The organism is Altererythrobacter sp. GH1-8, assembly GCF_043702085.1.
Taxonomy (GTDB): domain Bacteria; phylum Pseudomonadota; class Alphaproteobacteria; order Sphingomonadales; family Sphingomonadaceae; genus Erythrobacter.
The window spans coordinates 281792-297417 of sequence record NZ_CP171690.1; the positions used below are offsets into that span (position 1 = coordinate 281792).

The 15626-nt window shown below is 59.8% G+C and carries 14 protein-coding genes; 3 read left to right on the top strand and 11 right to left on the bottom strand.

Annotated elements, in window-relative coordinates:
• From ftsH to ACG9DO_RS01475, 6 genes are all read right to left on the bottom strand, one after another.
• Nucleotides 1-1959 (bottom strand): ATP-dependent zinc metalloprotease FtsH, encoded by a 1959-nt coding sequence (ftsH, locus tag ACG9DO_RS01450; protein WP_394729940.1) that lies wholly within the window; start codon nt 1957-1959, stop codon nt 1-3.
• 206 nt (nt 1960-2165) lie between these two features.
• A complete protein-coding gene (locus ACG9DO_RS01455) occupies nt 2166-3131 on the bottom strand; it encodes a HupE/UreJ family protein (protein WP_394729941.1) in 966 nt (321 codons plus the stop codon).
• On the bottom strand, nt 3128-3931 hold the full coding sequence (locus ACG9DO_RS01460; protein ID WP_394729942.1) for a peptidyl-prolyl cis-trans isomerase: 804 nt from the start codon (nt 3929-3931) through the stop codon (nt 3128-3130). Before ACG9DO_RS01460 ends, ACG9DO_RS01455 begins: the two co-directional genes overlap by 4 nt.
• 2 nt (nt 3932-3933) lie before the next feature.
• Nucleotides 3934-5832, bottom strand: coding sequence for a DUF3604 domain-containing protein (locus ACG9DO_RS01465; protein WP_394729943.1), 1899 nt, complete (start codon nt 5830-5832; stop codon nt 3934-3936).
• A gap of 68 nt (nt 5833-5900) precedes the next feature.
• A complete protein-coding gene (locus ACG9DO_RS01470; protein WP_394729944.1) occupies nt 5901-6377 on the bottom strand; it encodes a MaoC family dehydratase in 477 nt (158 codons plus the stop codon).
• A gap of 6 nt (nt 6378-6383) precedes the next feature.
• On the bottom strand, nt 6384-7466 hold the full coding sequence (locus ACG9DO_RS01475; protein ID WP_394729945.1) for a CaiB/BaiF CoA transferase family protein: 1083 nt from the start codon (nt 7464-7466) through the stop codon (nt 6384-6386).
• Nucleotides 7467-7633: 167 nt separating this feature from the next.
• Between ACG9DO_RS01475 and ACG9DO_RS01480 the strand changes: the two genes are divergently transcribed.
• Nucleotides 7634-7861, top strand: a complete 228-nt coding sequence (locus ACG9DO_RS01480; protein WP_394729946.1) for a hypothetical protein — start codon at nt 7634-7636, stop codon at nt 7859-7861.
• A 6-nt stretch (nt 7862-7867) separates the two neighbouring features.
• Here ACG9DO_RS01480 and ACG9DO_RS01485 read toward each other — a convergent pair whose 3' ends face one another.
• The 5 genes from ACG9DO_RS01485 to ACG9DO_RS01505 form a co-directional block, all read right to left on the bottom strand.
• Complete coding sequence (locus tag ACG9DO_RS01485; protein WP_394729947.1) at nt 7868-8878, bottom strand: fumarylacetoacetate hydrolase family protein; 1011 nt, start codon at nt 8876-8878, stop codon at nt 7868-7870.
• 48 nt (nt 8879-8926) lie between these two features.
• Nucleotides 8927-9487 (bottom strand): VOC family protein, encoded by a 561-nt coding sequence (locus ACG9DO_RS01490; RefSeq protein WP_394729948.1) that lies wholly within the window; start codon nt 9485-9487, stop codon nt 8927-8929.
• Nucleotides 9484-10602: a 4-hydroxyphenylpyruvate dioxygenase gene (gene hppD / locus ACG9DO_RS01495; RefSeq protein WP_394729949.1), complete on the bottom strand. Its 1119-nt coding sequence runs from the start codon at nt 10600-10602 to the stop codon at nt 9484-9486. Before hppD ends, ACG9DO_RS01490 begins: the two co-directional genes overlap by 4 nt.
• A 100-nt stretch (nt 10603-10702) precedes the next feature.
• Nucleotides 10703-12238, bottom strand: coding sequence for an acetyl-CoA acetyltransferase (locus ACG9DO_RS01500; protein WP_394729950.1), 1536 nt, complete (start codon nt 12236-12238; stop codon nt 10703-10705).
• 12 nt (nt 12239-12250) lie between these two features.
• Entirely contained in the window at nt 12251-13519 is a 1269-nt protein-coding gene (locus ACG9DO_RS01505; RefSeq protein ID WP_394729951.1) for an acetyl-CoA C-acetyltransferase, read from the bottom strand.
• Between the two features lie 103 nt (nt 13520-13622).
• Here ACG9DO_RS01505 and ACG9DO_RS01510 point away from each other — a divergent pair, with 103 nt between their 5' ends.
• Together ACG9DO_RS01510 and ACG9DO_RS01515 are read left to right on the top strand one after the other, a co-directional pair.
• Nucleotides 13623-14384, top strand: coding sequence for a crotonase/enoyl-CoA hydratase family protein (locus tag ACG9DO_RS01510; RefSeq protein ID WP_394729952.1), 762 nt, complete (start codon nt 13623-13625; stop codon nt 14382-14384).
• Between the two features lie 56 nt (nt 14385-14440).
• Nucleotides 14441-15604, top strand: coding sequence for an acyl-CoA dehydrogenase family protein (locus tag ACG9DO_RS01515; protein ID WP_394729953.1), 1164 nt, complete (start codon nt 14441-14443; stop codon nt 15602-15604).
• The last annotated feature ends 22 nt before the right edge of the window (nt 15605-15626 follow it).

The window sequence follows — 15626 nt, forward strand, 5'->3', positions numbered from 1 at the left end:
CTACGCGCCCTGCGGTGCAGTACCGCCACCACCGAATTTCTTGCCGGCCTTGGGCACAGCAGAGCCTGGCACGGGCTGCGGCGTGACCGGGCCGACCGGATGATCCGGGCGGTCGATCTTGCCGTTTTCCAGCAGCTGGTTGATCTCGTCACCACTGAGCGTTTCATATTCCAGCATCGCCTGTGCAAGGAGGTGGAGCTGGTCTTCATGCTTCTTGAGGATCTGCGTCGCGCGCTTGTGCGCACCTTCGACCAGATCCTTGATCTCTGCATCGATCAGCTTGTTCGTCTCCGCGCCCGCCATGGTCCGCGCGGTCTGACCCATGCCGAGATAGCCCTCCTGGCTTTCCTCGTACTGCAGCGGCCCCAGCTTGTCGGACATGCCCCACTTGGTGACCATGTTGCGCGCCAGGCTGGTCGCATACTGAATGTCGGAGCTTGCGCCCGAGCTGACCTTGTCGTGGCCGAAGATCAGCTCTTCCGCCACACGGCCGCCCATGCTGACCGAGAGGTTCGCATGCATCTTGTCGCGGTGATAGGAATAGCTGTCCCGCTCCGGCAAACGCATCACCATGCCAAGCGCGCGCCCGCGCGGAATGATGGTTGCCTTGTGGATCGGGTCCGACGCTTCCTCGTGAACAGAGACGATCGCATGGCCAGCCTCGTGATAGGCGGTCATCTTCTTCTCGTCGTCGGTCATGACCATTGAGCGGCGTTCCGCCCCCATCATGACCTTGTCCTTCGCGTCTTCGAATTCCTGCATCGCAACGAGGCGCTTGTTGCGCCGCGCGGCGAGCAAGGCCGCTTCGTTGACGAGGTTTGCGAGGTCCGCGCCGGAGAACCCGGGCGTTCCGCGTGCGATGGTGCGCGGGTTCACATCCGGCGCCAGCGGCACTTTCTTCATGTGGACGCCCAGGATCTTCTCGCGCCCATCAATATCGGGGATCGGCACCACGACCTGACGGTCAAACCGGCCCGGACGCAGCAGCGCCGGGTCAAGCACGTCAGGGCGGTTGGTCGCTGCGATAATGATGATGCCTTCATTGGCTTCAAAGCCGTCCATCTCGACCAGCAGCTGGTTCAGCGTCTGCTCGCGCTCGTCATTGGAATTGCCGAGGCCGTGGCCGCGATGGCGACCGACCGCGTCAATCTCGTCGATGAAGACGATGCAAGGCGCGTTCTTCTTCGCTTGTTCGAACATGTCGCGCACGCGGCTTGCGCCGACGCCGACGAACATTTCGACAAAGTCAGAGCCTGAGATCGTGAAGAAGGGCACCCCTGCCTCGCCTGCAATCGCGCGGGCGAGCAGGGTCTTACCGGTACCGGGCGAGCCGACCAGCAGCGCGCCCTTGGGGATCTGGCCGCCGAGCTTGGAGAAGCGCTGCGGGTCCTTCAGGAACTCGACAATCTCTTCGAGCTCTTCGCGCGCTTCATCAATGCCCGCGACGTCATCAAACGTGACGCGGCCCTGACGCTCTGTCAGCAGTTTGGCCTTCGACTTGCCAAAGCCCATCGCGCCGCCACCGCCGCCCTTCTGGACCTGGCGCAGGGCGAAAAAGGCGATTCCGAGGATCAGCAGGAACGGCAGGATCTGGATCAGGATAACGAACAGGACATTGGTCGATTCCGCCTCAACCCCGGAATAGACGACATTCTTTTCTTCCAGCAGCGGGGTCAGCGTGTTGTCATTGGGAACCGGGATCGTCGAAAACGTACTGTCATTCTTCAGCACGCCGGAAATCCTGTCCGGCGCAATCTTCACTTCCTTGACCGAACCTTCCGCTACCTTGTCGCGGAAATCGGAATAGGAAATCTGCGTCGCAGGCGTTTGGCTGGCATTGCCGAACATGGAAACAACCAGCAGCAGAGCGAGGAATATTCCGCCCCAGATCATGAGGCTTTTCATCCAGGGATTGGGGCCCTCCGGACGCGGCTCTTGCGGATCGTTCTCATGGTTCATCGTCGTGGAATCCTTCTTGGAAACTCCAATGTAAGCGCGGGACTGTGAATCGCAAGATAACGAACGCCTGAAATGCCTCTGCGGGTCCCGCGTGAAATGCCAATCGACGCAATTGATCCGTTGGCGACGAGGAGGATCAGCCCAAGCTGTTCGACCAGCACATTCAAATCGCCTGCTACACCCCCTGGTGACACGATTGGCGTGCTCTAGAACAACACGCGGTCGAACAACCAGTAGCTTGCGATGATTCCGATTGCGTAGGTCGCGAACTTGAGTGCGGGTGCCTCTGCCTTGGGCGCAAGTCTGGCGACACTGGCGCGCAAGGCCAGCACCGCCAAGATCACGAGGATCTGGCCAGCCTCAACCCCAAGATTGAAGGCCAGCAAGGCGGCTGGCACTTCGCCTTGCGGCAGGCCGATTTCCGACAAGGCCCCGGCAAAGCCGAACCCGTGGAGCAGCCCGAAGGCAAATGCGACGAGCCAAGGCCAGCGCCTTGTCCATGTCTCGCGGTCTGTCCTGGTCAGTTCTACCGCCAGGAACAGGATCGACAATGCGATGAGTGCTTCGACCGGCCCTTGCGGCAAGCCAGCGAAACCAAGCACACTGGCGGCAAGAGTGATCGAGTGCGAAACGGTAAAGGCGGTTGCCGCGCTCACCACTGCCCAGCCGCGCTTCACCAGCAGCACCAGCGCGATGACGAACAGCAGATGGTCCCATCCCATCAGGATGTGCTCCGCCCCGATCACGAAATAGCTTCGCAGCACCTGTCCGCGGTCTGGCTTTGCAAGGATCGTCGCGCTCGGCTCGCTCGCGCTCAGCCGCAGGCTCTGCACTGGTTCGTCAAGCGGCGCGACCCGCAGCAGCGCATCGGAGCCTGGTGCCATTTGCTCAAGCCCAAAGCCTTTCCCGGCGACGGGACCCTCGCATTGCAGCTCTGCGCTGCCGAGATAGGCGGCGTTGGCCCGGCGAACGATCGGCTCGCCAATGAACGCGCAATTGTCAGGTGGTTGCACTTTAACGAACGCGGCCGCGCCGGTTGCGACGGGCTGCTTCCATGTCAGGGTCCATTGGCATGCGCTCTGCTCCGTGAAATCAAGCGCCATGGGCCGCACTTCATCTGCCAGCGCGGGGTGCGCCAGCAGCGCGAGTACAGCCGCAAACAGCCATCTCATCGCTCGATATCGACCGTGTAGGCTTCGCGCAGAAGCTGATAGGCTTCTTCTTCGCGCTTCGCAGCGGTAGCGGCACGCCAATCGGCGAGAACCCGCTCGCGAATGGTATCGAGGGGTGGCAGCTCGGCGGCTCTCACGCTGCGCAATCTGACGGCATGCCAGCCAAGGCCGGAAGGGATCGGGCCCTGCCAATCGGAGCTTGCCTCCAATCCATCGAGTTCGCGCACAAACTGAGTTCCGAACCGGTCAAGCAATTCGCGCCGACGCACGTCAGACATGCTCGATGGCAGGTCCAGCGTTGATGCAAATCGTCCAGTGTCAGCTCCGTCTCGAAGGGCTTCGATCCCTTCATGAGCGGCTTGTTCTTCCTCAAACCTTACCTGATCTACCGTGTATCTGGCTTCGTCTGCAAACCTCGCAGGATGCGATGTGAGCCAGTCCTCAAGAACCTCATCCGCCGGCAAAGCCGCATCCACCCGAGCCGCTGCAATAAGGTCCATCTTCTGCGCGAGCCGCCGCCTGATAATCGCATCATCCTGGTCCAGACCAAGCCGCAAAGCCTCGCGATACAGCACTTCCTCGCGCACATATCGCTGAGTCAGACTATCGAGTTCAGCATCGGTCGGGGCCCGGCCCATCTGCGCCTCGAAGCCGCCTGCAATGGCGCCAAGTACCTCGGAATTAATGGAAATCTCCCGGCTTGCAGGGTCAGCCGGCTCTCCTTTCCACGCGAAGAGGGCGAGCAGCAGCGCCCCTCCTGCGAGGAAATGGACAAGCGGTTCCCTGAGCCAGCCCTGCACAGCTACTTGCGGGCCGGCCTGAGCCAGATCGGGGAGGAATAGGCGCGCTCTTGCGCGACCGCATCGGCCATGGCTTCCGGGCTCAATTTGATGCCGAAGCGCTTGGCATCATACAGCGTCCAGCGGGGCGTGGGAATCTCAAGCACGCGCAGATAATAGAACGCGCGCTGGCCTTGAACATAATCCGGGTCAGTCCAGGTCGCCTGCAAGGAAGCAGAACCTATCATATTGGTATAGCTCGCATTTCTCCGATCCACGGTGTCGCCAACCGCTGGCACCTTGCCGCCGGCCCGCTTGCGTTTGTCCATGTCTGACCACACCACATCAAAGACGCGTTCCTGCATGGCACCAGCGCTGTCGACCCACCCCTTAACCACCTGAATACGATCAAGATTTGCGCCGTCGGGATCCTTGAGCGCAGAGATCATGAAGACGGGAGCGTCGCCCTGGTCGGTGAGCTCTCCGCCCATCGGAACGCCGCGTGTGTACCCTGCCCGGACCCAGTCGCCGCTCCAGTCTTTGTGAGTAAAATCAAAGCCTGCGAACATGCGCACGACCATCCGCGGCCCCGTTGTCGCATAGACCTCACGCCGCCTGAACGCATCGAAGATTTCCGCGCGGGTATTGCCACGTGCCCAGGCGGCCGCATAGCCGCCTGCGAGGTAATGCCAGCCAAAACGCCCGTCGCGCGTGCCGAGGTTTTGCGGCTTGATGGCCCGCTCCTTGTTGACCGGTTCATTGCCCGAATGCTTGCCGTAAAAATTGGCTTCGTCACCCGTCGAAAAGGCCGTGTGGCTATCCGTCGAGCCAATCACTCCGAAGGCATAGGGGTTCACGCCAAGCCGTTCTTCAAGCGAAAGCCCGCGCTTCAAGGCCTCTCTGACATAGCTTCCCGCGTACATGCTTGGCGCGGTCGCTTGCTCGGTATTGAGGTTTGCCTTGTCCCAGCCTGCAATCCCGAAGCTCGCGAATTCGTCATTCGGTGACAGAAAAGGATGGCTCTCACTGTCACCCTTGATTTGAGTCACTTCGACAACTGGCTCCAGGCGAGCGCGCCGCCTGGCATATTCTTCGGTCATTGGGCTACCATCGGCGAGAGTCAGTTCGAACATCAAGCCATTGGAAAGATTTGAGTTATGCGGAATGGCAAGAACCTGGCCACCAGTGGTCTGAGCGTATGACTCCATAAAGTCCCAAAGGCCTTGGACGGTGGTCCCAAAGCCGGGATAGGGCAGAATCTGCTTGGTGAGTTCCGACCCGTCTCGAAACATCACCACTCGGTGGAGATTGTTCCCGTCAGGCATCAAAGTCCATTCAAAGCCGCCCATCGCCGTGAAGACGCCGGGGCGGTTGTACCGGTCGATGATGTCGAGTTGATTGTGCCAGGCCGATGTAATGGTCTCCTCGCGGTTTTCTGCCATTGCCGCGGGAAAATCATTGGCGGCGGCGCGATCGATGATCTCAGCCGCCGCAAGTGTCGATTGCTCGGGGCTTTCATGCATCATGTCATGCCAGCGCCGCAGCGTGGGGTCGCGCAAGGCAATCCGAGGAGCATCGTAAATGCGCTTCAACGCACCCAACCCGTCGGAGTGATCGGAAATGACGAGAAAATCCAATGGCCGCGCCAATTGAGCTTTCACGCCGAAAGTCGAAACAACTTCCTCGCCGCTGGCGAAGCGCAGTGCCTCTTCCGAGCCTAGCCTCACCCCAAACCCGAATGCATCTCCCGAAATGTCTGTATGGAGGTGCGTATCGCCCCAGTACGGCCGGTCGGGAAATTCAGCGAGCTCAATCGTACCTTCGCCATTGCCCTGTTGCTCTGGCGCCGCTTTGTTGCTGCAACCTGACAGCACCATCGCGACGCTGAGTGTCAGCGCTAATCTTGCGGAAAGTCCCCGCATCGTTCCCTCCCAGAAACGTCTTATTAATCTCAGAATGAGCCTGAGAAAGCGGTCTCGTCAAGCGAGACCTAAGAAATCCTGTTAGACGCGACGTCAGCCGGCCTCCTTTGCAGCAAGGCGCTGCGCAGGCAGCGGCAGACAAGCTCGTCCCGCTGGTTGTGCATCTCGTGAATAAAGGTCACGATCCCGGCATCAGGTCGTGACTTGCTAGCGCGCAATTCCTTGACTTCGCTGGAGGCACGCAGGGTATCGCCAATGAAGACCGGCTTGGGGGTTACCACATCGGTGAAACCGAGATTGGCGACCAGAGTACCAAGCGTCGTATCTCCAACCGACAAGCCAACCAGCAGCGAAAACGTGAAAGTGGAATTGACGAGGATCTGGCCGAAACCGCTCGCCTTGGCAGCCTCTACGTCAAGGTGGAGAGGCTGCGGATTGTGCGTCATGGTTGAGAACAGGAGGTTGTCCGTCTCCGTCACGGTTCTGCGAATTTCGTGCTCGATCCGGTCGCCAACCTGCCATTCATCGAAATACCTGCCTGCCATGATGGCTTACCCTTCCGCTTTCCAGCGCTCTACCACGTCAACACCATCCGTTGCGCTTGCCCGAACCGCACCAGGCGTTCGGCTGAAACGCGGCGCAGGTGCTGTATGCCAGGTGCCATCCTGCTCAATATAGGCACCGCGCGCTTGCATGTGTGGGTGCTCGCGCACTTCTTCGAGCGACAAGACAGGGCCGAAACAGGCATCTGAACCTTCAAGCAGCTCAGCCCATTCAGCCGCTGGCTTGGTCTTGAACAGCGCGGCCAATCTCGCGGTGTAGTGTTCCCAGTTTGCAGGGTCCATCTGACCGTGACGCAATTCTGCCGGAGCCTCGATCCGCTCCAGCAATTCTGCATAGAATTGTGGCTCGATCGCACCAACAGAGATTTCGCGCCCGTCAGCGCATTCATAGCAGCGGTAGAAATGCGCTGCCCCGCCCAGCATTCCCTTGCCACGCTCGGTCGAGAGATGGGACAAGTGGCGTACTCCAAAGAAGAAACTCATCAAGCTTGTTGCGCCATCGACGATCGCAGCGTCGACAAGCTGCCCCTGTCCGCTCCTTTCGCGCTCGAGTAGCGCAGCGAGGATACCGAAGGCGCAATACATCGACCCTCCGCCGAAGTCTCCGACAAGGTTTTGCGGCGGCACAGCGGTGTCGCCTTCGCGGCCGACTGCCGCGAGAGCGCCCGTGATCGCGATATAATTTATGTCGTGGCCAGCCGCCTGCGCGAGCGGCCCATCCTGCCCCCAGCCAGTCATGCGCGCATAGATGAGCCGCGGATTGAGCGCGAGCATTTGATCAGGGCCAAAGCCCAGCCGCTCCATCACTCCGGGCCGAAAGCCTTCGATCAAGACATCAGCCGCCTGAAGAGCGTCAAGGCAAAAGGCTTTGCCGTCCTCGCTCTTGACATCCATGGTAGCACGGTGGCGCGCTCGCTCCACCACTTCATTGACCACCCGCGTGCCGGGACGTTCAATCCGGACGACCTGCGCTCCAAGATCAGCCAGCAGCATAGCGACATGAGGCCCCGGCCCGATCCCGGCAAATTCAACGACTTTCAGACCTGTCAGCGGGCCAGACACTTCCGACATCAAATCCTTCTCCCTTTGTGACGAAAGGCATGTTGTGAAGGAAGGCATGGCGCGCGCTGCGACTTGTGACAAGCCCCCAAGAGAAGCGCTCGGCTCCGACCCCCTGAATTGCGTCTCAGGATGATTGCGCAGGGGGAGTGCTGAGCACACGGGAAGGGCGCAACCAGATGGCCACTCTGCTGGCCGGACCTGGACGTTGGGAATCGCGCTTCGTGCGCCGGGCGCGGCACGATATGCGTTACGTGACCTTCAACGCTGTCATGTTGGCTGCGCATGGAAAGGGCGCTCGTTTCAGATGCGTTCCACTTCGCGATGCTGCCGGTAGACAAGCGTGCGATATGGGCCTTGCGGAGAACGAGACTGAGCTCGCGCCCTTGATTGAGCGCAACTGCTGATCCAATTCAGGCTTTGACCACCTTCTGCTCGATTGCGCCAAAGATCGAGTGTTTGTCCTTGTCGCGCATTTCGATGCGGACAGTATCTCCAGGTTTCATGAAAGCGGTCTTCGGCGCGCGGTCATAGATCGTCTCGATCATGCGGATTTCGGCGATGCAACTATAGCCGAGCCCGCCATCCGAGACCGGCTTTCCCGGCCCACCATCCGCGCCCTTGTTGCTTATCGTACCCGAGCCAATGATCGTCCCAGCGCCGAGCGACCTTGTTTTCGCGGCGTGCGCGACGAGCTGCGCCATGTTGAAGGTCGCATCCTTGCCGACTTCGGCGCGGCCAAAGGCTTCGCCATTGTAGTCGACCATCAGCGGCAGGTGAACGAGGCTGTCCTGCCACGCATCGCCCAACTCGTCGGGCGTTACACAGGCCGGAGAGAAGGCGCTTGATGGCTTGGACTGGAAAAAGCCGAAACCCTTGGCGAGTTCGCCCGGGATCAATTCTCGCAAGGAGACATCGTTCACCAGCATGATCAGTTTGATGTGATCCGCTGCGTCCTCGGCTGAGACGCCCATAGGGACATCATCAGTGATCACTGCAACTTCGCCTTCCATATCGCAGCCCCAGGCAACATCGCCCAAGGGGATGTCGTCGCGCGGGGCAAGGAAGCTGTCGCTGCCGCCCTGATACATCAGCGGATCGTGATAGAAGCTTTCCGGCACCTCCGCATCGCGTGCCTTCCGCACCAGTTCGACGTGGTTGATATAGGCACTGCCGTCGGCCCATTGATAGGCGCGCGGCAAGGGCGAATGCGCTTCGCGTTCATGAAACCGCTCGCACGGCACGGCTTCGTGTTCGACATCCATCGCAAGCACTTCGAGCTTGGGCGCGATATTGGCCCAGTCGTCAAGCGCCGCTTGCAAGGTGGATGCGATGTTGTCAGCCGCGCAATAGCGCGTGAGGTCTTTCGAGACGACGACGAGCTTACCGTCGCGCGTGCCATCCTTGAGCGTTGCGAGTTTCATGAAATTCCTATCTGTAACCTTGTCTGGCTAATGCGCCTTGGAGACGGTTCAGTCCACCCCGTGTTCCTGCCGCGCGATCTCATGCAGCCAGTCTGCATGGCGCGGCGCTTTCTTTGTCTCGCTCCATTCGTCGAGCATCAGCGGCGCGACGCGCTTCAATTCCGCATATTGCTCGTCAGTGCCGATATCGGCCGCAAGCTCCACACGGTGGCCATTCGGGTCGAAGAAATAGATCGATTTGAAAATGCCGTGATGCGTCGGCCCGAGCACATCGATGCCTTGTGCTTCGACATGCGCCTTCGCAGCCAGCAATTCTTCTTCCGATGCGACCCGAAAGGCGAGGTGCTGGACCCATGCGGGCGTATTGTCATCGCGGCCCATGTCAGGCTGGTTGGGCAGTTCAAAGAACGCGAGGATGTTGCCGTTTCCTGCATCCAGGAAGACATGCATGTACGGATCATATTCGCCGGTCGAGGGCACGCGGTCTTCGGCAAAGGCAGTGGTGTATTCCATGCCCAGAACGCGGCCATACCACTCGACCGTTTCCTTCGCGTCCTTGCAGCGATAGGCGGCGTGATGGATGCCTGATGGCTTTACGGCAGCGCTCATTCGGCTGGTTCCTTCGCCTTCGTGTCAAGCACTCCGCGCGCGATCTGGTCACGCTCGATGCTTTCAAACAGCGCCTTGAAGTTACCTTCGCCAAAACCGTCATCGCCCTTGCGCTGAATGAATTCGAAGAACACCGGGCCAACCTGCGCTTCAGCAAAGATCTGCAGCAGCAAGCGCGGCTGACCGCCTTCGGTCGTGCCATCCAGAAGGATGCCGCGCATCTTGAGTGCATCTGCGTCTTCGCCATGCCCCGGAAGGCGCTGATCGAGCATTTCGTAATAGGTTGAAGGCGGTGCCGTCATGAAGGGCACGCCGAAGCTCTTGAGCCGATCCCAGCAGGTGACGAGATCGTCGCAGATGAGCGCGATGTGCTGGATACCTTCACCGTTGAACTCACGCAGGAATTCCTCGATCTGGCCCTTGCCGCCTTCCCCTTCTTCGTTGAGCGGGATGCGGATCTTGCCATCGGGTGCGGTCAGCGCTTTCGATGTCAGGCCCGTATACTCGCCTTTGATGTCGAAGAAGCGGATTTCCTGGAAGTTGAACAGGCTTTCGTAATAGTCCGCCCAGTACTTCATCCGACCCGTGTAGACGTTGTGGGTCAGGTGATCGATCAGCTTGAAGCCTGCGCCTTCGGGATGCTTGTCGGCCCCGGGCAGGTAGTCGAAATCAATGTCATAGATCGAGAGGCCTTCGCCGTTCTCATCGGGATAGCGATCGACCAGATAGAGGATGGCGCCGCCGATGCCGCGAATGGCGGGCAATTTCAGTTCCATTGGACCAGTCGTGACCTGGACCGGCTCTGCGCCCTGCGCCATCAGGTGATCCCACGCCCTTGCGGCATTGCGAACACGGAACGCCATACCGCAAGCGCTTGGGCCATGTTCCCGAGCGAAGTACCAGGCGGCACTCTTCGGCTCGTAATTCGCGATCAGGTTGATCCCCCCTTGCCTCCACAGATGGACATCCTTGGAGCGGTGTGTTGCGACATGCGTGAAGCCCATCGCTTCGAAGACAGGCTCAAGCTGACCCTTTTCAGGGGCACAGAACTCGACGAATTCGAAGCCATCAAGACCGGTGGGATTTTCAAACAGGTCTTGCGGGTGCTTAGTCATTGCGCTGGTGTCTCGCTCGTCAAAATGGTTACGTTTGTAACTAAATACGCGAGGCCTATGCGTTTGTCAAAGGGGCATGGCGGATCGCCGAGTCACGGGTTCAGGCTGATACGCGACCGATATTCGCGCCGTGCCCGTCCTGCCCGACGACCAGCTTTACGCCGAACGGCTTACCGCTCTCAAACAGAGTTCGGGTGGCGGCGTCCCTGTGATCCGGGCGGATCAGGGCGCGCTTGCCATCAGCCGTGCGCACGATGACAGAGCTTCGGACCTTGTCCGCATCCTTGTCGACCGACCAAGTATAAGTCTCCACCGTCACGTCGCCCTTGGGCGCGCTGTCCAAGGGTTCGGGCCTCTGCGGAATCGACATCCGGTGATAGCGTACCGCACTGTTCCAATCGGCAGGTTCAGTAGAATAGATTCCCGTCGCATATTTGCTGAGGATACCGCCGTTTGCTCCTACGAGCGCATAGGCACCGCGATCAGCACGACACCGCGCAACTGCCTCGGCAATCGCATGGCTGGAATAGTTATTTCCGGGGCCTCCGAAGAACGGCAGGCCGCCGGTCAGCGTGAGTCCGCGCGGATCGTCTGCTGACAAGCCGAAATGGTCGGTAAGGTTGAAGAGCGGGGCGGCAAAGCAACTGTAGAGATCAAGATAACGGACGCCGCCAAGATCGAGCCCGGACAACTCCAGCGTGCGCTCGACTGAAGCAGTCGACGCCGGGCTGCGTGACAGGTCGGGGCGGCGCAGGACCTTCAATTCATTGGCAGTGGCCACAGAATGGATATGCACCCAGCGGTCTTCCGGAACGCCCAGCTCTCGCGCTTTCCTGACTGAAGAGATCAGGATAGCTGCGCCCTGATTGACCTGGTCTCTCGCAACCGTCATGCGGGTATAAGGCTCTGCAACAATCCGGTTGCGTTCTGTCACCGTGGCAAGCTCTTCAGCGCTGCGAACCACCGGCGCGGCGGAATGCGGGTTGGCAGCCGCCACTTTCGTAAAAGGCGCGAACAGCTCGCCCATTTGCTGGCGATACTGATCCAGCGAGAGCCCCAGCCGATGCCGGCGCGCATTATCAACGCAGGCATATCCGCCAATCACGCCGAGTGTCGCATGCTTGAGCCACTCCTTCTCGAATATCCGTTCCGAGCCGTAGCCGCGATCATCCAGCTCGCCTTCGATCTCTTCCGACCAGTCAGGCTGATGGCCCTGACCAAGCAGCGTTAGGACCGTCGAAACCGCTTCCGCGCCGACAATCGCCGCAAGTTCAAACTCGCAATGCGCGATATGCTCAGCGATCTCCCCGACCAGCTTTTGCGGCGCCTGACCGCCGGTGACTTCAAGCACCGCCCGTTCCGGATCCGCACCTACTCGCCTGGCAATCGAGCGAGGCGGATTGTTTGAGCGTCCGAACGGCGATGGCGCACCGTAATAGGAATTCTCCCACTGCCTGAGCGCAGCGATCAGCTCGATTTCAGGAGCGACAGGCTGAGCGGCCCGGCAGTCATCAATCGCTGCCTGCAAGGCACGCCCGGCCATATCCATGTGGGACAGCGCTTCATATCCTGCGTCTTGCGGACGTTCGGAATGTTGGCCAACGCCAATTATGACGGGCGTATTGTCCGGGATCATGACTAATCGGCCTTAGTCGACAAAATCAGTGACGCGCTCCACGATGATGGCAGGCGCCATGCCGCCTGCAGCGCACATGGTGACCAGGCCATAGCGCTTGTCCTGCCGCTCCAGCTCGTCAACAATCGTACCAATCAGGATCGACCCTGTTGCGCCAATCGGATGGCCCAGCGCAATGGAGCCGCCATTCACATTGACCTTGTCCCAGTCGAGCCCCAGGTCGCGCACGAACTTAGCAGCGACGACCGCGAAGGCCTCGTTAATTTCGAACAGGTCTATGTCCTCGATGCTCATGCCTGCCTTTTCCAGCACCCGCTTTGCAGCGGGCACCGGGGCGTTGAGCATCAGCGTCGGATCATCGCCCATGTTGGCCGTCTGCACGATCCGCGCACGAGGCTTGAGCCCATTGGCTTCGCAATATTCCTTGCTCGCCACCAGCACCGCTGCTGCGCCATCGACCACGCCGGAGGAATTGCCCGCATGGTGGAAGTGCTTGATCTCGAGATCAGGGTATTTCTGGTTGATCAGCTTGCGGAAGGTCGTGCCATTGGCGTCGAGTGGGACGTCCGCAATCTTTGTGAAAGCTGGCTCCAGTTCGCCCAGACCTTCGAGAGTTGTCTGCGGACGCGGATACTCTTCCTTGTCGAGGATCACTGTGCCGTCATCGGCCACGACTGGCACCACGGACTTGTCGAACCGGCCCTCGGCAATAGCCTGCGCCGCGCGCTGCTGGCTGCGATAGCCTACCTCGTCCAGTTCCTCGCGCGTGAAGCCTTCAATAGTCGCAATCGCATCGCCGCAAATGCCCTGATGGCTTTGCGGGTGAACCTTCTGCAGCCGCTCATTATAGCTGCCCATTATCATGGGCTTGATGCCTGCTTGCATCTTTTCCTTGGTCATGGCGGCAGTCAGGCTCATCATCTCCGTGCCGCCTGCGACCACGCAATCGGCCATGCCGCTCATCACTTGCGCGGCTGCGAGGTTGACCGACGTGATGCCGCCGCCGCAGAACCGGTCGAGCGTCATGCCAGAGCTCGTCACGTCATAGCCTGCATCAAGCGCCGCCATCCGCCCGAGGTCACCGGCCTGCAGGCCGTCTTGCGTCGAGACCGACCAGATCACGTCATCAACTGTCGAGGTATCGAGCGAATTGCGCTCCGCAATCGCCTTCAGGACTGTTGCCGCAAGATGCTGCGGGTGCTCCGTGGCGAGTGCGCCTTTCCCTTGCTTGCCAATGCCGCGCGGTGTGCGGACTGCGTCAACGATATAGGCCTCAGCCATGATGGGAATCCTCTCTTCACAAGAAGTTTGCGGTTGACGTTTCCGTAAACGTTGCGCACCACTTGCACAAGAATTGAGTTTCGAAATAAAATGGGAGTGCCTGATGGCTGAAGAAGTTCTTACAGAAGTGCGGGACGGCGTCCTGATCGTTACGATCAACCGTCCGGAAGCCAAGAACGCGATGAGCAAAGCTGCAGCGGAAGGCATAGCAGCGGCGATGGACCGTTTGGATGCGGAAGACGATCTGCGCGTTGGTATCCTGACTGGCGCGGGCGGAACATTCTGCTCTGGCATGGACCTGAAAGGATTCCTTCGCGGCGAATCCCCGACGGTCGAAGGCCGCGGGTTTGGCGGCGTCGTACAGGCCCCGCCTGCAAAGCCGCTGATCGCGGCGGTCGAAGGCTATGCGCTGGCTGGCGGGCTGGAGCTCATGATCGCATGCGACCTCGTCGTCGCGCACAAGGATGCGAAGTTCGGCATTCCCGAAGCCAAGCGTGGGCTCGTCGCGGCTGCGGGCGGCGTCATGATGCTGCCGGACCAGATCCCGGAACGGATCGCAATGGAACTGGCACTGACGGGCGACTTCATCGGCGCGGATCGCGCTTACGAGCTTGGCCTGATCAACCGCGTGACGGATGGCTCGGCGCTCGACGGCGCATTGGAACTGGCTGCAAGCATTGCCGCCAACGGACCGCTTGCCGTGCGCGTCTCCAAGCAGATCATGAAGGAATCGCGCGGCTGGGCGATGGAAGATCGCTACAACAATCAAGCCAAGTTGATTGGGCCAGTGTTCGTTTCTGAAGATGCGCGTGAAGGCGCGGCAGCCTTTGCCGAAAAGCGCAAGCCGAACTGGAAGGGTAAGTAAGAGCGCGTTTTTGATTTGAGCGCCAAGCCACCCGAGCGCTCCACAGGAGAGAGTTAATGCCCGTTATCGACGTACCCCAACCCGCCTTCATGGAAGACGAAGAAATCGCGATCTTCGCGGATGCAGTCGGCAAATTCTATCAGCAGCACGCTCCGCAGAAGCGGATCGAAAAATGGCGCGAGGACGGCCAAGTCGAACGCGAATTCTGGAATGAAGCGGGTGCTGCAGGGCTGCTTGGCGTGTCAGTGCCGGAAGAATATGGCGGGCACGGCGGCGATTTCCGCCATGACATGGTCGTGATCGACCAGCAGGCCAAGCACGGTGTTGAAGGCTTTGCGGCGAGCCTGCACAACACGATCATCCTGCCCTATCTCGTGCGCCACGGCACTGAGGAGCAGAAAAAGAAGTACCTGCCCAAACTGGTGACCGGCGAACTCGTCAGCGCAATCGCTATGTCGGAACCCGATGCCGGGTCTGACTTGCAGAGCATCAAGACCACCGCGCTGAAAGACGGCAATGGCTACCGCTTGAACGGGTCCAAGACCTGGATTTCCAACGGCCAGACCGCGGACTTTATCATCGTCGTCGCCAAAACCGATCCCAGCGAAGGGCACAAGGGCATCTCGTTGATGCTGCTCGAGACCGAAGGCGCGGAAGGGTTCGAACGCGGCAAGAAGCTCGACAAGATCGGACTGGATGCGCAGGACACCTCCGAACTGTTTTTTGATGATGTGTTTGTGCCGAGTGACAACGTGCTTGGCGGGGTCGAGGGCAAGGGCTTCTATCAGCTGATGGGTGAACTGCCGCAAGAGCGCCTCGTCATCGCGATGAACGCCATAACCGGCATCGAAAAGGCGCTCGATGTCACGGTGGAGTATGTCAAGAATCGCAAGGCGTTCGGCCAGACGATCTGGGACTTCCAGAACACGCAGTTTACGCTTGCCGATCTGAAAGCGCGCGGCACGGCAGCGCGAGTGTTCGTTAATGATTGCATCGCCAAGCTGCTCGAAGGCAAGCTCGACGTGCCCACCGCCAGCATGGCGAAATACTGGGTGACAGAGCTGCAAAGCGAAGTCGTCGACAAGTGCCTCCAGTTCCATGGCGGCGCAGGATATATCAACGACTATGCGATTGCGCGGATGTACCGCGATACCCGCATCGCGCGTATCTATGGTGGCTCAAACGAGATCATGAAGATGCTGATCGCAAGATCTATGTAATTACTGACCTCACCGCCCGGCC